The organism is Pseudomonas sp. M20 (assembly GCF_045037865.1).
Taxonomy (GTDB): Bacteria; Pseudomonadota; Gammaproteobacteria; order Pseudomonadales; family Pseudomonadaceae; genus Aquipseudomonas.
In genome coordinates this window covers 2,235,990-2,258,122 of the sequence record NZ_CP173611.1, presented here as the reverse complement: position 1 = coordinate 2,258,122, position 22,133 = coordinate 2,235,990, and the positions used below count along the sequence as shown (strand labels likewise).

Annotated in this window: 16 protein-coding genes; 6 read left to right on the top strand and 10 right to left on the bottom strand. The window is 59.7% G+C overall.

Translation table 11 applies throughout. The features are described 5' to 3' along the window. The 3 genes from ACI514_RS10100 to fdnG are packed head-to-tail and all read right to left on the bottom strand — an operon-like array spanning position 1 to position 4,664. Entirely contained in the window at positions 1 to 666 is a 666-nt protein-coding gene (locus ACI514_RS10100) for a formate dehydrogenase subunit gamma (protein ID WP_150729836.1), read from the bottom strand. Then, entirely contained in the window at positions 663 to 1,598 is a 936-nt protein-coding gene (gene fdxH, locus ACI514_RS10095; protein WP_405123704.1) for a formate dehydrogenase subunit beta, read from the bottom strand. The genes ACI514_RS10100 and fdxH overlap by 4 nt, the downstream gene beginning before the upstream one ends. Continuing rightward, positions 1,599 to 4,664 carry a formate dehydrogenase-N subunit alpha gene (gene fdnG / locus ACI514_RS10090; protein ID WP_405123703.1) on the bottom strand — a complete coding sequence of 1,022 codons (3,066 nt, stop codon included), beginning with the start codon at positions 4,662 to 4,664 and terminating at the stop codon, positions 1,599 to 1,601. It abuts the gene before it with no gap. Positions 4,665 to 4,964: 300 nt separating this feature from the next. On the opposite strand from fdnG, the gene ACI514_RS10085 reads away from it, so the two are divergent. The 5 genes from ACI514_RS10085 (at position 4,965) to ACI514_RS10065 (ending at position 10,459) form a co-directional block, all read left to right on the top strand. Continuing rightward, positions 4,965 to 6,119, top strand: coding sequence for a MalY/PatB family protein (locus ACI514_RS10085; protein ID WP_405123702.1), 1,155 nt, complete (start codon positions 4,965 to 4,967; stop codon positions 6,117 to 6,119). A 212-nt stretch (positions 6,120 to 6,331) separates the two neighbouring features. Beyond that, on the top strand, positions 6,332 to 7,189 hold the full coding sequence (locus tag ACI514_RS10080) for a glucose 1-dehydrogenase (RefSeq protein WP_110719269.1): 858 nt from the start codon (positions 6,332 to 6,334) through the stop codon (positions 7,187 to 7,189). A gap of 360 nt (positions 7,190 to 7,549) precedes the next feature. After that, positions 7,550 to 8,545 carry an IS110 family transposase gene (locus tag ACI514_RS10075; RefSeq protein WP_160057007.1) on the top strand — a complete coding sequence of 332 codons (996 nt, stop codon included), beginning with the start codon at positions 7,550 to 7,552 and terminating at the stop codon, positions 8,543 to 8,545. Positions 8,546 to 8,631: 86 nt separating this feature from the next. Then, positions 8,632 to 9,975, top strand: a complete 1,344-nt coding sequence (locus ACI514_RS10070) for a sodium:proton antiporter (RefSeq protein WP_160057995.1) — start codon at positions 8,632 to 8,634, stop codon at positions 9,973 to 9,975. 187 nt (positions 9,976 to 10,162) lie between these two features. Continuing rightward, positions 10,163 to 10,459, top strand: coding sequence for a hypothetical protein (locus ACI514_RS10065; protein WP_064389907.1), 297 nt, complete (start codon positions 10,163 to 10,165; stop codon positions 10,457 to 10,459). Between the two features lie 251 nt (positions 10,460 to 10,710). Here ACI514_RS10065 and ACI514_RS10060 read toward each other — a convergent pair whose 3' ends face one another. From ACI514_RS10060 to ACI514_RS10045, 4 genes are all read right to left on the bottom strand, one after another. Beyond that, positions 10,711 to 11,247: a hypothetical protein gene (locus ACI514_RS10060; protein ID WP_016983364.1), complete on the bottom strand. Its 537-nt coding sequence runs from the start codon at positions 11,245 to 11,247 to the stop codon at positions 10,711 to 10,713. A 77-nt stretch (positions 11,248 to 11,324) separates the two neighbouring features. Further along, positions 11,325 to 13,244, bottom strand: a complete 1,920-nt coding sequence (locus ACI514_RS10055; RefSeq protein WP_405123701.1) for a PAS domain S-box protein — start codon at positions 13,242 to 13,244, stop codon at positions 11,325 to 11,327. A 5-nt stretch (positions 13,245 to 13,249) separates the two neighbouring features. After that, positions 13,250 to 15,568 carry a helicase C-terminal domain-containing protein gene (locus ACI514_RS10050; RefSeq protein WP_405123700.1) on the bottom strand — a complete coding sequence of 773 codons (2,319 nt, stop codon included), beginning with the start codon at positions 15,566 to 15,568 and terminating at the stop codon, positions 13,250 to 13,252. Then, positions 15,565 to 17,217: a VRR-NUC domain-containing protein gene (locus tag ACI514_RS10045; RefSeq protein WP_405123699.1), complete on the bottom strand. Its 1,653-nt coding sequence runs from the start codon at positions 17,215 to 17,217 to the stop codon at positions 15,565 to 15,567. The genes ACI514_RS10050 and ACI514_RS10045 overlap by 4 nt, the downstream gene beginning before the upstream one ends. A gap of 194 nt (positions 17,218 to 17,411) precedes the next feature. Between ACI514_RS10045 and ACI514_RS10040 the strand changes: the two genes are divergently transcribed. Beyond that, positions 17,412 to 17,636, top strand: a complete 225-nt coding sequence (locus ACI514_RS10040; RefSeq protein ID WP_150706623.1) for a YgdI/YgdR family lipoprotein — start codon at positions 17,412 to 17,414, stop codon at positions 17,634 to 17,636. Between the two features lie 112 nt (positions 17,637 to 17,748). Here the strand turns inward: ACI514_RS10040 and ACI514_RS10035 are convergent, their stop codons facing one another. The 3 genes from ACI514_RS10035 to ACI514_RS10025 all read right to left on the bottom strand — a co-directional run bounded on the left by ACI514_RS10035 (position 17,749) and on the right by ACI514_RS10025 (position 22,104). After that, positions 17,749 to 18,123: a hypothetical protein gene (locus ACI514_RS10035; RefSeq protein WP_405123698.1), complete on the bottom strand. Its 375-nt coding sequence runs from the start codon at positions 18,121 to 18,123 to the stop codon at positions 17,749 to 17,751. A gap of 240 nt (positions 18,124 to 18,363) precedes the next feature. After that, the gene (locus tag ACI514_RS10030) at positions 18,364 to 20,217 is read right to left on the bottom strand and encodes a polyurethanase (RefSeq protein WP_405123697.1); all 1,854 of its coding nucleotides are present in this window, start codon (positions 20,215 to 20,217) and stop codon (positions 18,364 to 18,366) included. Positions 20,218 to 20,415: 198 nt separating this feature from the next. Further along, positions 20,416 to 22,104 carry a polyurethanase gene (locus ACI514_RS10025; RefSeq protein ID WP_405123696.1) on the bottom strand — a complete coding sequence of 563 codons (1,689 nt, stop codon included), beginning with the start codon at positions 22,102 to 22,104 and terminating at the stop codon, positions 20,416 to 20,418. Between the last annotated feature and the right edge of the window lie 29 nt (positions 22,105 to 22,133).

The window sequence follows — 22,133 nt, the reverse complement described above, 5'->3', positions numbered from 1 at the left end:
TCAGCCCTTTTTGGTGATCGGTCGCTCCGGCGCGTCTGGTTGACGCTCATCGCGGGTGATGTCGCGATACCACAGTTCATGGTGTTTCTTCGCCCAGGCGCGACTGACCCAGCCATGCATCATCGCGTCCACCGAACCCTTGATCCACAGCCCGGCGTAGATGTGAATGATGATGCTCAGCACCAGAATGAACCCGGCCAGCGCATGCAGGAGCATCGCCCAGCGAATCACGGTGATGCCGAAATACGCACTGAACCAGGCGCGCCAGATCACCAGACCGGTAAACAGCAAACCGAGCATGCACAGCAGTAAAGTCCAGAAAAGCAGCTTTTGCCCGGCGTTATATTTACCCACCGGCGGCACGCTTTCCTCGTCGTTGACCATCACCCGATTGATCCGTCGCAGCCACCGCCGGTCATTGGCGATGAAGAAATTGCTGCGCCAGAAGCTGAACACCAAGCCAAGGAACAACACAAACATGGCGATGCCCATGTACGGGTGCAGAATTCGCGTCCACGGCCCGCCGCCGAACAGATTGCTCAGCCAGAACAGCGACGGATGAAACAACGCCAGCCCGGACAGCCCGGCCATGAAAAACAGGATCGCCACCAGCCAGTGATTGGTGCGCTGGTTGGCGGTGTAACGCAGGATCGTCTTGTTGCTCATGGCCGGTCCTCCCCGCGTGGATCGAAGGTGTGCACCGCCGGATCGACGACATGCACCGAGGTGTCGGGTGGCGCCGGATGCTCATCCTCTTCAACCCGGTTCGGGCCGATGCGCACGTAATGGAAGAACCCGGCCAACACCGCCGCGCCCATGGCCAGCAGGCCCAGAGGTTTGCTGATGCCTTTCCACAAGCCCACCAACGGACTGATTGCCGGATCCTGCGGCAGGTTGGCGTAGATGGTTGGCGTGTCGGCGTGGTGCAACACGTACATCACGTGCGTACCGCCAACACCTGCCGGGTCATACAGACCTGCATTCTCGAAGCCACGGCTTTTCAGGTCGACAATGCGTTCGGCAGCGTGTTCCTTCATGTCTTCCTTGGTGCCGAAGACGATGGCGCCGGTCGGGCAGGTTTTCACGCAGGCCGGTTCCAGCCCTACCGCCACGCGATCCGAACACAAGGTGCACTTGTAGGCCTTGTGATCCTTCTGCGAAATACGCGGAATGTTGAACGGGCAACCGGTGATGCAATAACCGCAACCGATGCAGTGATCCTGATCGAAATCGACGATGCCGTTGGCGTGCTTGATGATCGCGCCGGGGCTTGGGCACGCCGCCAGACAACCGGGCTCGGCGCAGTGCATGCAGCCGTCCTTGCGGATCAACCATTCGAGATTGCCGGCGTCGGTTTCGTGCTCGGTGAAGCGCATCAACGTCCAGGTTTCCGCGCTCAGGTCTTGCGGGTTGTCGTAGGTGCCGTGGTTGTGGCCGACGTCGTCGCGCAGCTCGTTCCATTCCGAGCAGGCGACCTGGCAGGCTTTGCAGCCGATGCATTTGGTGGTGTCGATCAGCTTGGCCACCGCCTCCTGATTCCTCACCGACGGCGGCACCGTGGTGGTGGCCGAGCGGGCAATGATGTCTTGGCTGGCCATCTATAGTTTCTCCACGTTGACCAGGAATGACTTGGATTCCGGGGTCTGGGTGTTGCCATCGCCGAGGAACGGCACCAGGGTGTTGGTCAGGTAACCGTGACGCGTCAGGCCGGTGAAACCCCAGTGCAGCGGGATGCCGATCTGATGCACGACCTGGCCGTTGACCTGCAGCGGCCGGATCCTTTTTGTCACCACCGCCACCGCCTCGATAAAGCCGCGTTTGCAACTGACCCGCACCCGATCTCCGGCAGCAATGCCCTTCTCTTTCGCCAGCACTTCGCCGATTTCCACGAACTGCTCGGGTTGGGCAATTGCGTTCAACTTGCAGTGCTTGCTCCAGAAGTGGAAATGCTCGGTGAGCCGGTAACTGGTACCGGCGTACGGGAAGTCCTTGGCCTCGCCGAGGGTTTCCCAGACCGAATCGAAGATCCGCGCCGCCGGGTTGCTGGTGGCTTTCTTGTTCTGCGGGTGCAGCGGGTTGATGCCGATCGGCGTTTCGAACGGCTCGTAGTGCTCGGGGAATGGCCCCTCGTTCATCTTGTCGACGGCGAAGAACCGCGCCACGCCTTCGGGGTTCATGATGAACGGGTTCATCCCGGCTTCCGGCGGTACATCGGCCTTGTAGTCCGGCACATCGGTGCCGCCCCAGGCCTTGCCATTCCACCAGACCAGACGCTTTTTCGGGTCCCACGGCTTGCCAGCGACATCCGCCGAAGCACGGTTGTAGAGAATCCGCCGGTTGGCCGGCCAGGCCCACGCCCAGCCCAGATGCTGGTGCATGCCGAACGGATCGCTGTTGTCGCGGCGGGCCATCTGGTTGCCGGCCTCGGTCCAGCTGCCGGCGAAGATCCAGCAACCGGACGCGGTGCTGCCGTCATCCTTGAGCAAACCAAACCCGGCCAGTTGCGAGCCGGCCTTGACCGCTACGCCAGTGGCATCGGTGAAATCGGCGACAGCGCTGCCATTGATTTCCTTGGCCAGTTCTTCCGGCGAAGGCTCGTCGGGGATCTTGTATGGCCACGTCAGTTTCAGCAGTGGATCAGGGAATTTGCCGCCCTCGGCCTGATAGCGCTTGCGCAAGCGCAGGAACAATTCGCTCATGATGCGAATGTCGGTCTGCGCTTCGCCCGGGCCGTCGGCGCCTTTCCAGTGCCATTGCAGCCAGCGGCTGCTGTTGACCAGCGAGCCGTCCTCTTCGGCAAAACAGGTGGTCGGCAGGCGAATGACTTCGGTCTGGATCTCCGCGCTTTTCACATCGTTGTACGGCCCGACGTTGTGCCAGAACTCAGAGGTTTCGGTGGCCAGCGGATCCATCACCACCAGCCATTTCAGCTTGGCCAGTGCGCCCATCACGCGGTTCTTGTCCGGCAGCGCAGCGATCGGGTTGAAGCCTTGGCAGAAGTAGCCGTTGACCTTGCCCTGGCTCATCAGGTCGAACATCTTCAGGACGTCGTAGTTGGGGATGTCGAGCTTCGGCAAATGGTCGTAGCACCAATTGTTTTCGACGGTGGCGTTGGCGCCGTACCACGACTTCATCAGGCTGACGTGGAATTTGCTGTAGTTCTGCCAGTACGACAGTTGTCCCGGCCGCAGTGGCACTTGCGTGCGTTTATGGATGAAGGCGTTGTAGTCCTGCTCGCTGTCCTGACCCAAGGTCAGATAGCCCGGCAGTGCATTGGAGAGCAAGCCAAGATCGGTCAGGCCCTGAATGTTCGAGTGACCGCGCAAAGCGTTGACGCCGCCACCGGGCATGCCGACGTTGCCCAGCAGCAGTTGCACCATCGCCGCGCTGCGAATGATCTGCGCGCCGATCGAGTGTTGGGTCCAGCCGAGGGCGTAGAGAATCGTCATGGTCTTGCCCGGGGTCGAGCAAGTGGCGATCTCTTCCCAGATTTTCTGCATCGCATCGACCGGCATGCCGCAGATCTGGCTGGCGAGGACGATGTTGTAGCGGCTGTAATGCTGCTTCATCAATTGATAGACGCAGCGCGGGTCTTGCAGGGTCGGGTCGACTTTGGCGAAGCCGTCCTCACCCAGCTCGTAACCCCAGCCGGATTTGTCGGTGTAGCTGCGCTTGGCGACGTCGTAACCGCTGAAGATGCCGTCTTCGAAGCCGTAGCCTGCTTTGACGATGAACGAGACGTCGGTGTAATTGCGCACGTATTCGTGCTGGATTTTGTCCTCGGTCAGCAGGTAATTGATCAGGCCGCCCATGAAGGCGATGTCGGTGCCGGTGCGGATCGGCGCGTAGTAGTCGGCCACCGAAGCGGTCCGGGTAAAACGCGGATCAACCACGATCAGCCGCGCAGCGTTGTGCGCTTTGGCCTCGGTCACCCATTTGAAGCCGCACGGATGCGCTTCTGCTGCGTTGCCACCCATCACCAGGATCAGATTCGCGTTGGCGATATCGGTCCAGGTATTGGTCATGGCACCACGGCCGTACGTCGGGGCAAGACTTGCCACCGTCGGGCCGTGTCAGACACGCGCCTGGTTATCGAACCCCAGCATGCCGAGACTGCGAATCACCTTCTGGGTGATGTAACCGGCTTCGTTGGACGCCGCCGATGCGGCGAGAAAACCGGTGCTCAGCCAGCGATTCACCGTTTGCCCGTTGGCATTTTTCTCGATGAAGTTGGCGTCGCGGTCGGCTTTCATCAGGTCGACGATGCGGTCGAGCGCTTCGTCCCAACTGATCCGCGTCCATTCACTGCTGCCCGGCTTGCGCGTTTGCGGGTAGAGCAAACGGCCGGGGCTGTGAATGAAGTCGAGCAGGCCTGCGCCTTTCGGGCAGAGGGTGCCGCGGTTGACCGGGTGGTCGGCGTCGCCCTCGATGTGAATGATGCTTTGCGCTACGTTCTTCGCGGTATCGCCCTGGCTGTACATGATCAAACCGCAACCGACCGAGCAATACGGGCAGGTGTTGCGGGTTTCATGGGTGTGGGCAAGCTTGAAGTGGCGCACCTGCTCGGCGAAGGCTTGCGTCGGGGCCATGCCCAACGCGCCCAGGCTCGAGCCTGCAAGGCCGATACCGGCGACCTTGAAGAACTGACGACGGCTGAGATCCATCGTGCACTCCTGATCAGGTGGAACCCGGTACTGGTGCCGGGTTTTATCTGGACAATCACGGTTGCGGCAAACGCGTGCCGACCTTTTCACTGTAGACAATGACCATACGATCTGTGTGAAAACCGACCGTCGGCCGTTTGTCGGGCAATACACGAATCTGTGTAGGAGCTGCCGAAGGCTGCGATCTTTTGATGTTGCTCTTTAAAAACAAAATCAAAAGATCGCAGCCTTCGGCAGCTCCTACACGGGTTGTAGGTTTATCATGCCCGCAGGACCAATCCCGCCTTCACGAGACCGCGCATGACTTTCGATTTTGATCAGGTATTCGACCGCCACAACACCGGCAGCACCAAGTGGAGCCGCTATTCGGCCGACGTGTTGCCGATGTGGGTCGCTGATATGGATTTCGCCGCGCCGCCGGTGGTGATCGAGGCGCTGCAGCAACGCTTGCTGCACCCGTTGGTGGGCTACAGCGTGGCGCAGGAGAACCTGCGTGAAGCCATCGTCGCCGACCTCTGGAACAAGTTTTCCTGGAAGGTCAAACCGCAAGAGCTGATCTTCCTGCCGGGCGTCGAGTCCGGTTTCAACATGGCTTTGAAAGCGCTGGTGCAGCCACAACAGAACGTCGTGGTGCAAGTGCCGAACTATCCGCCGCTGCGCCATGCGCCGGGGCACTGGGGGTTGAACAAGGTCGAGCTGGAGTTCGTCGCACAGGCTGACGGTACTTACCTGACGCCGCTCGACGTGCTGCGTGAGTCGCTGAACGGTGGCGGCGCGCTGTTGCTGAGCAACCCGCACAACCCGATCGGCAAGGTCTTCGGCCGTGAAGAGCTGCAAGCCGTGGCCGATATCTGCGCGGCGCAGGACGCCTGGATCATCTCCGACGAAATCCACGCCGAGCTGTGCTTCGACGGTCGCGTGCATATTCCGACGGCGTCGCTGAGCACGGAGATCGCCGAGCGCACCATCACCCTGATGTCGGCGAGCAAGGCCTACAACATCGCCGGCTTGAAGACTTCGTTCATGATCATCCAGAACGCCGCGCTGCGCGAACGCGTCAATCATTCCCGCTGCGGCATGGTCGACAGCGTCAACCCGCTGGGCATGGAAGCCACCCGCGTCGCTTACAGCGAAGGTGCGCCATGGCTGGCCGAGTTGAAAACCTATCTGCAGGCCAACCGTGACTGGTTGGTGGAAGCGGTGCGCAGCCGCCTGCCGGGCGTGAGCATCAACGTACCGCAGGGCACGTATCTGGCCTGGCTGGATTGCTCGGCGCTGGATCTGGACAACCCGCAGCAGTTCTTCCTTGAGCAGGGCAAGGTGGGCCTCAGCGCCGGTCTGGACTTCGGCGATCAACATAAGCAGTTCGTGCGCCTGAACTTCGGCTGCCCGCGCTCGTTACTGGAAGAAGGCATCGCCCGGATGGAGCGCGCCCTGACTCAGCGCAACATTTAAGAGCACCACATCCCCCGTGTAGGAGTGAGCCTGCTCGCGATAGCGTCCTGACATTCAACATCATTGTTGACTGAAATACCGCTATCGCGAGCAGGCTCACTCCTACAGGGAATGTATGTTCACGCAAAATCTTCGTTGGAAATCCGATCGAACTCACGGCAAACACCCCGGGTCAACCACCCATACCAGCCCTGAGACCTCGGAGACCCGCGATGACCGACTATCCAAAACCACCCTTCCCCGCACAAGCCCAAGCCGTTCCCGGTTCGCAGCGCAAAATGGAGCCCTATCCCGATTGCGGTGAGCAAAGCTATGTCGGTTCCGGGCGACTGGCCGGCAAGATCGCCCTGATCACCGGCGCCGACAGCGGTATCGGCCGCGCCGTGGCCATCGCATTCGCCCGGGAAGGCGCCGACGTTGCGGTCGCCTATCTGAATGAACACGAAGACGCCAAGGAAACCGCGCGCTGGGTTGAACAGGCCGGGCGTCAGTGCTTGCTGCTACCGGGCGATATCGCACAAAAGGCCCAGTGCCAGGCCTTGGTCGACAAGACCGTCGAACGCTTTGGCCGCATCGACGTGCTGGTCAACAACGCCGCATTCCAGATGACTCACGAAAACTTCGAGGAAATCCCCGACGAGGAGTGGGTGATGACCTTCGACGTCAACATCACCGCGATCTTCCGCCTGTGTCAGGCGGCGATCAAACACATGCGCGCCGGCTCGTCGATTATCAATACCAGTTCGGTCAACTCGGACATGCCCAAGCCCACCCTGCTCGCCTACGCCACCACCAAAGGCGCGATCGCCAATTTCACCGGCGGCCTGGCGCAGATGCTCGGGCCCAAGGAAATCCGCGTGAACTGCGTGGCACCGGGGCCGATCTGGACGCCGCTGATCGTCTCGACCATGCCCGATGAAGAAGTGCAGAACTTCGGCGGCAACACCCCGCTCGGCCGCCCCGGCCAACCAGTGGAAGTCGCGCCGATCTACGTGCTGCTGGCCTCGGACGAAGCCAGTTACATCACCGGCCAGCGCTATGGCGTCACCGGTGGCAAACCGATGCTTTGAGTAAACGCACTGTAGGAGCTGCCGCAGGCTGCGATCTTTTGATTTCGATGTTAAAAACAAGGTCAAAGGATCGCAGTCTGCGGCAGCTCCTTGTATGTTGCCCTCACACCAGTCAATTGAGATCTAAGCTCGCTGGTGCGGACATACGAAGATGTGTTTCTGGGGGAGACCGATCGCTCCTAAAGGCAGGACTTGCTCCTGACCTTGTCTGTAGAGAGGTCCCCCCGCCTCATTGCCCACCACGAAGAGTATCGAGAAGCCGACAAGTCGGACTTCGCATTACAAGGTTGCAGTGGCATGAAGTTCGAGGTCAGGGGAACCAGGATGCATTTCTAACCCAGTTCACTCGGAGTTGAAAGCATGAGCATGCATGTCGGTTTGGATGTGGGGTCTCGCACGACCGCCATGGGCTGGCGCAACGACGGCCGTTTTGCAGGGGCCTGCAACATCGACCAAACACCCGCCGGGCGCAAAGCAGCGGTCAACAGGTTGCTCGAGCTCAAGCCTTTATCCGTAGTGATGGAGGCCACCGGCATCTATTACCTGGATTTGGCCATGGAGCTCACCGCGGCGGGTTTGCCCGTTTCGGTTATCAACCCGAAGAGCTTTCATAACTTTGCCAAGCTGATGCTGAAAAACAGCAAAACCGATGCGATCGATGCCCAGTTGCTAGCCGAATACGGCGAACGCATGAGCCCAAAATTGTGGACGCCGCCCACGACCATACAGTTGGAACTGCGGGCTATCGGAAGGCATATCAATCGTTTGACGTGTCATCGCACCCGAGCCAAGAACGAGCTGCATGCGCTGAAAGCTACTCAAACAACCGTGAAAATGCTGATTGAAGACGAAGAAGAAGCCATTGAAGCTTTTGACAAGCGAATCGAGCGTTTCAGGCTCGCAGGTCGGGCGCTGATCGACAACTGCCCGACGCTAAGCGCCCAGTTTGGGCACATGATCGCAGCGCCGGGCATGGGCGAAATTTCAGTATTTGCGGCACTGGCTGAATTGACGACCTTGCCAGTGACACTTAAGTCCGCGCAGGTCAGCCGACATGCAGGACTCGATGTGCGGCTTACGCAATCAGGTACCAGCATCGATAAACCTGGGCGGATAAGTAAGGGCGGAAACACCTACCTACGTTCAGCGATGTACATGCCAGCGCTGACTGCCATACGTTGCGACAGCAACGTGAAAGCCTTTTACGAAGCGTTGATCGGGCGAGGGAAGAGAAAGATGCAGGCTATCGTCGCCGTCATGCGCAAATACCTGACCGGCTTGTGGGCCTGCATGCGAGCCGGCGAAGATTTCAATACGGCCAAGCTTTTTTGCGCAAAAGATCTCGCAAAAGCTTGACCGTGAACAGAGTATCTACAGTGGCGGCGTCAGAAGCGAAAGGGTCTCTGCAGGCGGCCGTCATTAATCACTGAGGGCGGCACATCATGAGTTTTATCGTGTGGGTAGCGGTGCTCGGCGCCGTGCTGCTGACCCTGGCACTGACCTCGTCGTACCTGCGCTGGATGCCGGTCACCACCTCGGCCGTTTGTCTGTTGCTGGGGATCGGCATCGGCCCCAGCGGCCTCGACTTGCTGAAACTGTCCCTGGAAAATGCCTCCCTGTGGATGGAGCATCTAACGGAAGTCGCGGTGCTGTTTTCCCTGTTCGTCTGCGGTTTGAAATTGCGTTTACCCCTGCGCGACAAGCGTTGGCGGATCGCCTTTGGTCTGGCCGGGCCGGTGATGGTGCTGACCATCGCCGGCGTTTGTCTGCTGCTGCACTTTGGCTTGAGCTTGCCGTGGGGGCCGTCACTGTTGATTGGCGCGATTCTGGCGCCGACCGACCCGGTGCTGGCGGCGCTGGTGCAGGTCAACGATGCCCGAGATGTCGACAGTGTGCGTTTCGGCCTGTCCGGTGAGGCCGGGCTCAATGACGGGGTGGCCTTTCCTTTTGTGATTCTCGGCTTGTTGCTGATCCACGGGGACGGTTCTGCAGCCGACTGGCAGGGCTGGGTCTTGCGCAGTTTATTGTGGGCGGTGCCCGCCGGATTGCTCACTGGATACTGGATGGGGCGCGGTATTGGCCGCGTGACTTTATCGCTGCGTATCCACAATGACGACAGCACGCTCAGCCCCAATGATTATCTGGCGTTGTCGCTGATTGCCCTGGCCTACGTCATCGCCGAGGCGATTGGCGGCTATGGCTTTCTCTCGGTGTTCGCCGCCGGTTTGGGCTTGCGTCAGGTTGAAGTCAAATCTACCGGCGCCAGCCAACCGCCCGCCGAGCATCTGGTGCAACCGGTAGTCGGCCATCAGAACGTCGAACCGCAACACGCGGTGCACGGTGACACCGAACGCCTGGAAAGCAGCCAGGTCGCCGCCGGGATCATGATGGGCGATATGTTGTCGTTCGGCAGTCTGGTCGAACGCGCCATGGAAGTGTTTCTGGTGACCCTGCTCGGCGTGGTGCTGGTGGCGCACTGGGATTGGCGGGCGTTGCTGGTCGGCGGCGTGCTGTTCTGCCTGATCCGCCCGGCCTGCGTCACGCTGATGCCTTGGGGCGCACTGATGGAAGGACGGCAACGGCTATTGATCGGCTGGTTTGGCATTCGCGGGATCGGCAGCCTGTTCTATCTGTTTTATGCCTTGAATCATGGGCTGACCGACACGGTGGCCAGCGTGTGTACCGACCTGACCCTGTCGGTGGTGGCATTAAGCATCTTGGTCCACGGCATCAGCACGCAACCGATCCTCGCCCGCTACGAACAGCGTAAAAAACAAAAAACCTGATTATTGATTACAGTTTTCATCAGGAAATTGATCGAACTTCTTTCTGTAAAAAAATGGATCGCGGGGTAATCGCTGGCAGTCACAAGCATAACCCCTCGCCAGATGCATCCGGCGGGGCCCGGCAGGTTCGGTTCCACTGCGGCGTTTAAGCCTGTTGAAGGAATCCTTGAAGAATAAGGTTACGGTCATGAAAGAATGCTCGACTCCGGCACAAATCAAGGCTTGCAGAGCACTGGCTCTGGAACGCAATCGTCAATTGTTCGATAACGCCCACACCCTCAACCGCGCGGCCAATGCGCTGCTTGACGTCAAGGATCTGGACATCGAACAGTTTGAGCGCTATCGCGCGCTGCGCAAGAAAGCCGATTCGATGTTTGAAGATGCCATCGATCATTTGTGCGTGTTGAACGAGGATTTTCCGCCGATCCCGATGTCGTCGCAGAACTCGGTGGCGTTGCGTCGAGAGCTTGAGACGGTGGAGTGAGCCAGACAGCCCCTCACCCTAGCCCTCTCCCGGAGGGAGAGGGAACTGACCGCGGTGAATTGGTTGAGGTACACCGACTTGAGATACCGAGTTGAGCGCAGATTTTGACCGCGCCGAAGATCTGCTCCCTTCCCCCTCGCCCCCTTTGGGGGAGAGGGCTGGGGTGAGGGGGATCGATCTGAATGGCAACACAAAATCCAGGCGAATGAAAAAGCCCGGCCACACAAGCCGGGCTTTTCTATACCTGCCCATCACCCTCCAGGATTGGTCACCTGAATAAACACCGCATAACTCCCCAACAACACCCAAAACGTCGCAAAGATCCAAGGCGTACGCACCGAAAACAGCAGCGACTTGCGATAACCCTTGTGGCTCGACTCCATTTCGCTGAACAGCGGCGATTCGTCATACGCCAGGCCCATCAGCGGCTCGCTGTGCAGCAAGTGGCTCTGTTTGAAATGCCAGTGATCGATGATGTCGTACGCCGCGCGAATCCCCGGCCAGGCGTTCAGCGAGCTGAGCAGTCCGAGCAAGGCGAGAAACGGCGGCACCACCAACGTAAATAACTTGCCCCACTCCGGGTTGAGATTGGCCATGCAGGACGCAAAGGCAATCACCAGAAACGACTGCGCCGCCAGATAGGCATCGGTGCGGTTGGCGAGGATGCTGGTTTCGTACTGGATCTCCCGCCGATAGAAATCCAGCCGTTCCTTGGGCGAGCCGAACATCTTGGCGTCATGTTCGGTCAGGGTTTCTTCAGCGGTTGGCTCAGTCAGTATGCGAGACAAAAGACGCAGGCTCCGGGGTGGGGAAAATGTTTAGAAGCCCCCGTTGGCGCGCAAGTTCAGCCGGATTGACCGGCGCCTCACTTCATCGATTGAGCAATGATCGCCACCAGATTCATTTGCGTGAACGGCTTGGGCAGGCGTGGCAGTTGTGCAGCAAAACCTTCCAGACGTTCGGCATAGCCGGTGGCCAGGATAATCGGCAGATCCGGTTTGAGCAGACGCACCGCATGGGCCAGTTGCGCGCCACTCATCTGCGGCATGGCCATGTCGGTGATCATCAGGTCGATGACTTCACCCTGATCGAACAATGCCAGCGCCCGTGCCCCGGACGTCGCACTGACCACCCGATGGCCGAGGTCTTCAAGCAGCAGGCTGGTACTGGTCAACACCAGCGAATCGTCATCCACCACCAACACGCTGAGTCGTGGCACCGTCACCGGTTCGGCGGGCGGAAGCAGCGGCTTGCTGATCATGCCCTCGACGGCCACCGGGATCCACAGTTCGGCCGTGGTGCCCTGGGCCTTTTCACTCTTGAGAATGAAGCGCCCCCCGAGTTGCTCCATAAAACCGTGGACCATCGACAAGCCCAGCCCGGTGCCCTTGCCCAGGCCTTTGGTGGTGAAAAACGGATCTCTGGCCGAGGCCAGGGTGTGCTCGTCCATGCCCTCGCCGGTATCGACCACACTGAGACAAACATAACGCCCCGCCGGCAGATCCGAATGCCCCAGTTCGAGCACCACTTGCGGTTCAGCAGTGATGCTCACCGCGCCACCGTCGGGCATGGCGTCGCGGGCGTTGGTTGCCAGGTTGAGCAAGGCCAGTTCCAGCTGATTGGTGTCCGCCAGCACCGGCTCCAGATCTTCGGGAAACCGTGTGTCGATGCGGATACCCGGACCGAGGGAGCTGCGCAACAACCCAGTAATGCCCTGGACCAGTTGCGCAATATCGACCGACTCGGTTTTCAGTTCCTGACGGCGGGCGAAGGCCAGCATGCGCTGGGTCAGTGACACACCGCGCAGTGCGCCCTGAGTGGCGTTTTCCAGCAGGCGGCTGATTTTCGCATCGTCGCCCATGCGCTTTTGCACGATTTCCAGATTACCGAGAATCACCGTCAGCAGATTATTGAAGTCATGGGCGATGCCACCGCTAAGCTGACCGATCGCCTGCATCTTCTGCGCCTGGAACAACGCTTCCCGGGTTTTCTCCAGCGCTTGCTGCGCCTGGTGGGCTTCGGTGATGTCGCGGGTGATCTTGGCGAAACCGAGCAAAGTGCCGGTATCGCCACGAATCGCATCGACCACTACATGGGCGAGAAACCGCGTGCCGTCCTTGCGCATGCGCCAGCTCTTGTTCTCGAAGCGGCCCTCGCGGGTGGCGATTTCCAGCGCCCGTTGCGGCTCGCCGAGTTCGCGGTCTTCGGGGGTGTAAAAGATCGAAAAGTGCTGGCCGATGATTTCTGCCGGCAGATAGCCCTTGATCCGCTGGGCGCCCTGGTTCCAGTTGCTGACCCGACCTTCGGGGCTGAGCATGTAGATCGCGTAATCGGTGACGCCCTGCACCAGCAAGCGGAATTGCTGTTCGCTTTGCTTGAGGGTTTCCTCGGCCATTTTGCGGTCGGTCAGGTCGCGGGTGATCTTGGCGAAACCGAGCAACTTGCCGCTGGGATCAATGATCGGATCGATCACCACGTGCGACCAGAAGTTGGTGCCGTCCTTGCGCACCCGCCAGCCCTCGCCTTCGAAACGCCCTTCACGGATCGCCGTATCAAGCGCCCGTTGCGGCAGACCGGCGGCGCGGTCGTCAGCGGTATAAAAGCGGGAGAAATGTTCGCCGAGGATTTCCGCTTCTTCGTAGCCCTTGAAGCGTTTGGCGCCGGAGTTCCAACTGGTGATAATGCCGTCGGGATCGATCATGTAGATCGCATAGTCGACCACAGCATCGATCAGCAGACGAAAACGCATCTCTTCGATCGCCGCGGTCTTGTTTTTCTCGCTCATCACACTCACCAGCCATTGTCATGATCGGAAGTATGCGTCAATCCGGCGAATTGGGAAGCAGCCGACTCATGATTGATTGCCCACCAACGCGGCAGCAGTTGTTTGATCCGGCTCTCGGCAAAGCGATCGTCAATCAGCATCACCACGCCGCGATCCTCGCGGGTACGGATGACCCGCCCGGCGGCCTGCACCACTTTCTGCACGCCGGGGTACAGGTAGGTGTAGTCGTAACCGGCGCCGAAGATCGCCGCCATGCGGTATTTGAGTTGTTCGTTGACAGGATTGAACTGCGCCAGCCCCAGTGTGGCAATGAACGCACCGATCAGTCGCGCGCCGGGCAAATCGATGCCCTCACCGAACGCGCCGCCCAACACGGCGAAGCCGACGCCTTGGCTGTGGGCGGTGAACTGTTCGAGAAAAGCCTGCCGTGCGCCTTCGAGCATTCCCCGCGATTGCTGCCAGAGGGTGATGTGCGGATAGCGCTCGGCGAGTAACGACGCCACTTGTTGCAGATAATCGAAGCTGCTGAAAAACGCCAGATAGTTGCCCGGGCGCTCGCTGAACTGCCGCGCGATCAATTCGACGATCGGCTCCAGCGACGCCTGACGATGGTTGAAGCGCGTCGAGATGCGGCTGACGATCTGCACCTGCAATTGTTCGGCGCAAAACGGCGATTCGACATCGATCCACACGGTATCGGCGGGCGTACCGAGCAAGTCCGCGTAATAGTGGCGCGGGCTGAGGGTGGCGGAGAACAGCACGCTGCTGCGCGCCGCTTTCAGGCGTGGGCCGATGAACGCGGCCGGCACCACGTTGCGCAGGCACAACTGCGACAGCGGCTTTTTACGCTCGAGGTCACGCTTGCTGATGTCGAACAGGTAATGCTCGTCATACAGCTCCGCCACCCGGGCGAACTGCAGCAGGTCGAAGTAGAAATTCTGCAAGGCACTGTCGAGACCCTGCGGATGGTCATTGAGGTAATCGCCAATCGCGGCGCAACACAGCGAAATCGCTTGCAGGAGTTTTTCCGGAGCCTTGTCGTAAGCCTGATAGGCCGCCAGTTGCGGCGCATGCAGGGCGTTCCATTCACGGTTGATCCGTTGCAGGGAGTTTTTCAGCGCCGCCGGCGCGGTTTTGCGCACGCTGCCCAAGGTGAACTGATCGAGACTGGCGCTGTACATCTGCCGGCCCCGCTCGACGAGGTTGTGCGCCTCGTCCGCCACTACCGCGACTTTCCATTGGTTGAGCTGGGCGAGACCGAAGAGCATGGCGCTGAAGTCGAAGTAATAGTTGTAGTCAGCGATGACCACGTCCACCCAACGGGCCATCTCCTGACTCAGATAATACGGGCACACCGCATGTTGCGCGGCGACCTCGCGCATGGCCGTTTGATCGAGCAAGCGGATTCGACTGGCCGCTTCCCGCGCGGCCGGCAGGCGATCGTAAAAGCCTTGGGCCAACGGACAGGATTCGCCGTGGCAGGCTTTGTCCGGGTGTTCGCAGGCCTTGTCGCGGGCGACCATTTCCAGTACCCGCAAAGGCAAGGCTGGCGACTGATCGAACAACACCTGACTGGCATCCAATGCCAGTTTTCGCCCCGGTGTCTTGGCGGTAAGGAAGTACACCTTGTCCAACTGCTGCGGTGCCAGAGCCTTGAGCATCGGGAACAGCGTGCCAAGGGTTTTGCCGATGCCGGTCGGTGCCTGGGCCATCAGGCAGCGGCCGGTGCTGACGGCCTTGAACACCGACTCGGCCAGATGCCGCTGACCGGGACGAAAATCGGCATGGGGAAACGCCAGTTGTTGCGCAGCCAGATTGCGCGCCTCGCGATGGGCCATTTCCTGTTCCGCCCATTGCAGGAACAGCGTGCATTGCTGCTCGAAAAACCCTTTCAACGCATCTGCGTTGAACGCTTCGACCAGACAGGTCTCTTTCTCGCTGACGATATCGAAGTACACCAACGCCAGATTGATCTGTTCCAGCTTGAGTTTGCAGCACATCAACCAGCCGTAGATCTTCGCCTGCGCCCAGTGCAACTGGCGGTGATTGGCCGGTTGTTTGCTCAGGTCGCCACGGTAGGTTTTGACTTCTTCCAGGCAGGTTTGCGCCGGGTCGTAGCCGTCCGCCCTGCCCTTCACCTTCAATTGCCGGAACTCGCCTTCCAGCGCCACTTCGCTTTGATACTTTTCGCTGCGCCGTGAGGCCACGGTGCGGTGGCCGGAGATGCCTTCCAGCGCCGTGGGTGATGGGGTGAAGCGCAGGTCGAGGTCGCCGGTCTTGGCGGTGAACTCGCACAGTGCGCGCACGGCAATGCTGAAGCTCAAGCGCTCTGCTCCGCCCATTGCACGTAACACACCGCCACTGGCATCTGGTGTTGATGGCAGAACTCCAGCCAGCGCAGTTGATTGTCCTGCAAGCGATCGCCGGGGCCTTTCACTTCAATCATTCGGTAAGTTTTGTGCTGCGGCCAGAACTGGATCAGGTCAGGCATGCCGGCACGGTTGGCCTTGATATCGAGCAATAAACGGTTGAACCAGTGCTTGAGGTGTTCGGCCGGCAGACAGGCCAGCGCTTGCTCCAGCAGTTGTTCATTCATGGCACCCCAGAACACGAATGGCGACTGGATGCCCCATTTTTCGACAAAGCGCTGGCGAATGGTCGCGGCATAGCGGCCGTCGTCGAGTTCACTCAGACACGCCTCAAACAGCTCGGCGCGGCGTTGCTGGAAGTCTTCGTTGAGCAGGTCCACCGGGCCACGCTGGAACGGGTGAAAGAACGCCCCGGGCAACGGCGCGAAAATCGCCGGCCAGCACAACAGGCCGAACAGCGAGTTGATCAGGCTGTTTTCCACGTAATGCACCGGTCCCTCGTCATCGTGCAGATGCGCCTGCACGTAAAACTCCACGGACAACGCGGGATCGGTACGCGGCAATTGCAGGTCCAGACGCTCGACCGGTCTGGCGGCGGCACGCTTGAGCGGCGGGCCGCCGAGTTTGCGCCGCACCCTTGGCAATATCCGTTGCAGGCCTTGCTGCTCGGCGGCGCTTTCCGGCGCTTGTTCCGCCAGCGTCGCGAGCTCCAGCGCCAACGGGTATTCGCCACTGCGTTCCAGCACGCGAATCATGCGCAAACGGGCGCCGGGATAGGCGCAGTCGCGGTAAATGCTCAGGGCCAGGGCGAACTCGGTGATGCGCTCGCAATACTGGCCGATCTGGAACAGCACCTTGCCACGCCGGCGTTGCAGCCACGGGTTGTCGAAGTGCAAGGCATTGACTTGCTCGGCGATGGTTTGCAGCGGCTCGCCGGCCTCGAAGCGCAATTGGCAATTGTGCAGGAACACGCAGGCGTCGACGTCTTCACGGCTGCGCAGGCCTCGCGAGTCGGCGCAGAACTCGACTTTTTCATAGGTGAAAATGCCCAGATCGGCGAGGACGAATTCCGACCAGTCCTGATACAGGTTGCCGAAGAACATCAGACGCAAGCGGTCGCACAGGTCCATGATGGTCAGGCTGAACAAGCGGTCATCGAGCAGCGGCGCCCAGTCGCGCAGGCTGCGGGTGTCTGCAAACTGCTCGGCCAGTACTGGCAGCCAATCGTCCTTGCGGCCCTTGGGCTGCTCGATAAAGGCTGCAAACGCTTGCAGGATCTCGGCCTTGAGCAACACGTCGAACAACTCGGCGAGGGCCAGCGGCGCGTGCTCGTCGATCCAGCCTTGTTCCAGCAAGGGTTGCGCGGCCTCGACGATGTCACCGATCTCAACGTAATTGAGTTTGCCGGCACGAAAGTGCACGCCCTTGCGCATCACCATCCGCACCAGCAGCCCCTGACTCGGGCGGGGCAAGGCGTTGAAGTCGCGAATGAATGCGTGTTCCGTCTCGCTCATCACATCGGCATAGCGAAATTCAAGCCAATCAAGCACTTGCCGGAAGTTGTTAAGATAATAGAACGGGTCGTCGAGGGGATTGGCAGTCACGGGAATTCTGGGCCATGGCGAACGAGTACTGGTTATGCGTACAGATAACAGCTGTGAGCCGCCCGGTGCAAACGGAAAATGATCAATGGCATTTTTTCATCGGGCTATCGAACTTTTCCCCCGGGGATGGCACCAACCGCGTTAGAAGGCCGACAATGCTCGGCATCACATCGAATGAGGATTTAGAGGTGGGTATGAAAATCAAGTCACTGGGCATCCCTTTCGCCATCGCCGCCGCACTGGCACTGGCCGGTTGCTCGACGCCGACGGTGGTCACCCTGCAGAACGGCACCCAGTATCTGACCAAGGACATGCCGAAGACCAAAACCAAGGACGGCTTCTATGAGTTCGAGGATATTTCCGGGTCCAAGGTCAAGGTCCGTGCCGATGAAGTGGCCACGGTTCGCGAGGAAGATTGACACCCCGCGAACTCTGTAGGAGCTACCGAAGGCTGCGATCTTTTGATCCGGATCTTGAAAATCAACCTCAAAAGATCGCAGCCTTCGGCAGCTCCTACACAGGAATTGCGTGTTATTCGAAGGTCGGCATACCCGGCAGGCTACCGTCGCACGGCATGTACGTGCCACCGCGCTTGACCACTTCACCCTGCAAGCGCCGGCAGCGTTCCAGATCCTGTTGCGCCATGCGATCGATGCTCAGATTGCCGGTGGTCTGCGGCTGTTTGCCGTCACCCAGACGCAGGGTCACGAACGGTTGTTCGGGCTGAATCTGAAAGCGGCTCTTCTCTTCGACCGGTTCGACTGCCTCGGTTTCCGGCGGGCTCGGCAATTGGTCGGTGGTGATGCCGTAACGGCTCAGAATCGAACTTTGAGGCAGATCGGCGCAGACATTGGCCGAACACAGCGCCAATGCAACAAACCCGACATACCCCTTGAAACCTTTCACGTTTGAATCTCCTGTACTCAATGGCGGCTAGCTATAGAACGTGTGTGCACGTGCTGGCTTTAGGCCGCATTTCCTGTTTTGCAGGGGTTTGAGTCAGGTCGTGGCCATCGAGTCACTTTTGAAACCGCTTTATCGTTCTTCGCGAGCAGGCTCGCTCCCACAGGGGTTTTGTAAACGACACAGATCCAGTGTGGGAGCGAGCAGGCTCGCGAAAGGGCCCTTACCGGCGCCCCATCAACATCAGGCAATCACAACACCGTCAGCACTCAGGCTATTCAGCGACACCCCGACCAACGTCACCGAGTCGTTGCCAAACGTCAGCACCGTATCCTGCCCGACAGTCGCAGCATGAGCCCGGAAATCCTCCGCCGGCAACACCCCCTGCACACCAAGAAACACCAGTTTGTCATTGGACGTGAAGCCGACCACCCGGTCCTGCCCGAACGCACCGTTGAACAGAAACGTATCCGCCCCGCCCCCCGATTCCATCAGGTCATTACCGGCACCGCCGACAAACACGTCATTGCCCGCGCCGCCAATCAGGTGATCGTTACCGTCCAGCCCGAACAACCAGTCACCACCGGCATGTGCCTTGAGCGTATCGGCGCCACTCGCGCCTTTAACGCTGGATTCGTACGCAGTGACGTTGTTGCCGACTTTCAAGCCGCTGGCCGTAACGCTGTGGGTCACGTCGTCCTTGAACAGCCCCCAGAGAAAGCCCGGTTCCTTGGTGACAATGCTGCCGATATCGCGGGTGATGCTGATCCCGCCATTGGCATCGCGGATGTAGAGATTGCCGGCGCCGTCATTGGCAAAGTCGAAGTTCTTCACCGCGCTTTGCAGATCGAGGGTATTGCTGCCCTGCCCGCCAAGGATGACGTTGTAGCCGCCGCCGTCGCGGAAGGTGTCGTTGCCAGCGCGACCTTCCAGATAATCGTTGCCGTTGCCGCCCTGAATAAGGTCATTGGCGTCGCTGCCGATAATGAACGTGCTGTCTTTGTGGGTTTCGGCGTTGCGGTTGAGGTCTTGTACCCAGGTGTTGCCCCGCGCCGGGTCCGAGAGGTTGGCGACGATGATCGTCGAGTCGCGGCTGGTCAGGTCGTAGAATTTTGAGTCGATCACCCGGTTCATGCCGTCGCCATACGCGGTCGGCAAGTGCGAGATCCAGGTGGGAATGTTGAGGATCGAGTACGGCAGCAGATTCCACGCGGTCGAGGCGTAGTGATCGTTGAAGCTGACGATGTTGTCGGTGGCCGACTCTTTCGGTGCATCGTGCACGCCGATCGAGGCACCGGTAAAAGTCGAGCCGTCGAGGGCGCGGAACACCGGGTCGTTTTCGTAGCCGACGTTGAGCACTTTGTCGGTGCTGCTTTGGGTTGGCGAGGCGTAGGCGATGTAGTTGGAATCGGCAAAGAAACCGCCCCACTTGCCGCCACTCAGATCCGCCATGCTGTTGACCGCCAGACCACCGAGGCTGTGACCACTGACGAGAACGTCCTTGCCGCTAAGGCCGTTGGCCTTGGCAAATGCCACCACGTCATTGAGCAGATTGCCGAAGGCTTCACCGACGTAATTCTTCGCGTAATCCTTGGGACCGAACGCGGCGAGCAGGTCGTTGATCACGTCGCCGATGGAGTCGAGGATCAGGTTTTCCCGCGGGCCGCTAGTGCCGCGAAAGGCAATGCCGAGTTCGGTGAGATGGCCCTGGGCGTCGTACTTGCCGAGGATTTCCACTTGCGCGGTGGTGTAACCGGCCTTCTCGCCGAAGAAGGTTCCCCGCGCGTCGGTCTTGCCGTCATAGCCCAGTTGCGAGGCGGTGATCGGCGTCCAACCGGCCTGTTTCACGGCGTCGAGGGCGAGTTTTTCCGAGTCGGGATTCCACGGAATGCCGGGGATGACACCTTGCGAATCGGTGCCGCCGAGCAGCGCCGTGACCAATGTCGCAGGCAGCCCGAGGCCGAAACCGTTGTGCTGATAACCGGCGGCAAAGCCGTTATCGAGGTTGTGATAGGAATACAGCGTGATCGCCATGGCATCGCTGAACAACGCCTTGGAATCGGCTGTGCCGAAGTTCTTGTAGTCATACACACCCATTGCTATTGCCTCTCTCTTGTTGGAATTGTTAGAGATAGCTCACAGCCAGGGCGCCCCACGGGGACGCCCCGGAGCATTTCAGAAACTACGAATAGCTTTTAATGTAGGAGTGAGCCTGCTCGCGATAGCGGTGTGTCAGTTTGCATTTCTTCGTCTGACACACCGCTATCGCGAGCAGGCTCACTCCTACAGGGGTTACTAGGCGAACACGAACGCCGAGTCCGACAGGTTAGCTACTCCAACCCCGATCAGGGTCACGGCATAGTCGCCAATCTTCAGCACGGTATCGCTGCCGGTCTGCGCCGCGTGTTGCTTGTAGTCGTAGCCCTGCCCCGCGCCTTCAACGCCCATGAACACCAGTTTGTCGCTGCCCTGATAACCGTTGATGGCATCGAAACCGAACGCGCCGCTGAACAGGAAGGTGTTGTTGCCACCCACCGCCGTCATCACGTCGTTACCGGCGCCACCGACGAAGGTCACATGGCCCTTGTCGCTGATCAGTTTGTCGTCGCCACCGAGGCCGAACAGCCAGTCACCGTCAGCCGAGGCATGCAGCGCATTGCCGTAGCCATCGCCGCTGAGTGAATGGTTGTACTGGGTCAGCTCGTTGCCGTTGGTCAAACCCTTGGCCGTGACGCCCCAGGTGATTTCCTTGCTGCCCCACCACGAACCCGACTCCTTGCTCACCAGCGCGCCGATGTCGCGGGTCATGCTGATGCCGCCGTAGGCGTCGCGCACGTACAGCGTGCCGTCACCGTCGTTGGCGAAGCTGAAGTTCTGCAGCGGCTTTTGCAGTTCGAAGGTGTTGTGGCCCTGGCCACCGAGCAGGATGTTGTAGCCGCCGTCATCACGGAAACGGTCATCGCCGCCCAGGCCTTCAAGGAAGTCGTTGCCCGCGCCGCCCTTGAGCCAGTCGTTGCTTTGCGTGCCGATGATGAAGGTGCTGCCGGTGTGCGGCTCGCCGCTGCGACCGAGATCTTCAACCCAGGTCTTGCCCCGGGATGCTTCTTCCAGATTGGAGACGATGATCGTCGAGTCTTTATGCGTCAGGTTGTAGAACTTCGAATCGATGACCCGATTCAAGCCATCGGCATAGCCCAGCGAGCTGTGGGCCGACCAGTTCAGCGGATTGATGATGCTGAACGGCACCAGGTTCTGCGCGGTGGACGCGTAGTTGTCGTTGAAATTGACGATGTTGTCGGTCGTCGAATCGTGCGGCTTGTCGTGTTTGCCCATCGAAGCAGTGCTGAAGGTGGTGCCGTCGAGCACGCGGAACACCGGGTCGTTTTCGTAACCGATATTGAGCACGTTGTTGCCGGTGCTGCTTTGGGTTGGCGAGGCGAAGGTAATGTAGTTGGCGTCCTTGAAGAAACCGCCCCAGTTGCTCGCGCTCAACTCGGCCACGCTGTTGACGCCGAGCCCGCCGAGGCTATGGCCGCTAAGCAACACGTCCTTGGCGGCGATGCCGTTGGCAATCGCGAATGCGGCGACTGCCTTGAGCAGATTGTCGAAGGCGTTTTTCGCGTAATTGCTCGCGTAATCCGACGGCCCGATGGCGGCCAGCAGATTGTTTTTCAGGTCGCCGAAGGTGTCGCTGTAACCCAGCCCACCGGTGCCACGAAAAGCCACGCCGATGCCGATCAGTTTGCCGGCGGCATCGTATTTGCCGAGCACTTCGGCTTCGGCGCTGGTAAAGCCGTCTTTCTCGCCGAAGAACGTGCCCTGCGGCCCGACCTTGCCCTGATAACCCAGTGCCGTCGCCGTGACCGGTGCCCAAGCGGTTGCCGGCATCGGTTTGCCGGTCGGCGTGTAGGCATACAGCGTCAGTGCGATGGCGTCGCTGTACAACGCTTTGCCATCGGCATTTTTATAATCGAACAGTCCCATGTTGTTCTCTCTCTTCCTTCAAATGGCTG

Coding starts and splice junctions, on each gene's coding strand:
- ACI514_RS10085 (WP_405123702.1), top strand. CDS start 4,965: ATGACTTTCGATTTTGATCAGGTATTCGACCGCCACAACACCGGCAGC.
- fdxH (WP_405123704.1), bottom strand. CDS start 1,598: ATGGCCAGCCAAGACATCATTGCCCGCTCGGCCACCACCACGGTGCCG.
- ACI514_RS10080 (WP_110719269.1), top strand. CDS start 6,332: ATGACCGACTATCCAAAACCACCCTTCCCCGCACAAGCCCAAGCCGTT.
- ACI514_RS10070 (WP_160057995.1), top strand. CDS start 8,632: ATGAGTTTTATCGTGTGGGTAGCGGTGCTCGGCGCCGTGCTGCTGACC.
- ACI514_RS10040 (WP_150706623.1), top strand. CDS start 17,412: ATGAAAATCAAGTCACTGGGCATCCCTTTCGCCATCGCCGCCGCACTG.
- ACI514_RS10065 (WP_064389907.1), top strand. CDS start 10,163: ATGAAAGAATGCTCGACTCCGGCACAAATCAAGGCTTGCAGAGCACTG.
- ACI514_RS10055 (WP_405123701.1), bottom strand. CDS start 13,244: ATGAGCGAGAAAAACAAGACCGCGGCGATCGAAGAGATGCGTTTTCGT.
- ACI514_RS10075 (WP_160057007.1), top strand. CDS start 7,550: ATGAGCATGCATGTCGGTTTGGATGTGGGGTCTCGCACGACCGCCATG.
- ACI514_RS10100 (WP_150729836.1), bottom strand. CDS start 666: ATGAGCAACAAGACGATCCTGCGTTACACCGCCAACCAGCGCACCAAT.
- ACI514_RS10030 (WP_405123697.1), bottom strand. CDS start 20,217: ATGGGTGTGTATGACTACAAGAACTTCGGCACAGCCGATTCCAAGGCG.
- ACI514_RS10025 (WP_405123696.1), bottom strand. CDS start 22,104: ATGGGACTGTTCGATTATAAAAATGCCGATGGCAAAGCGTTGTACAGC.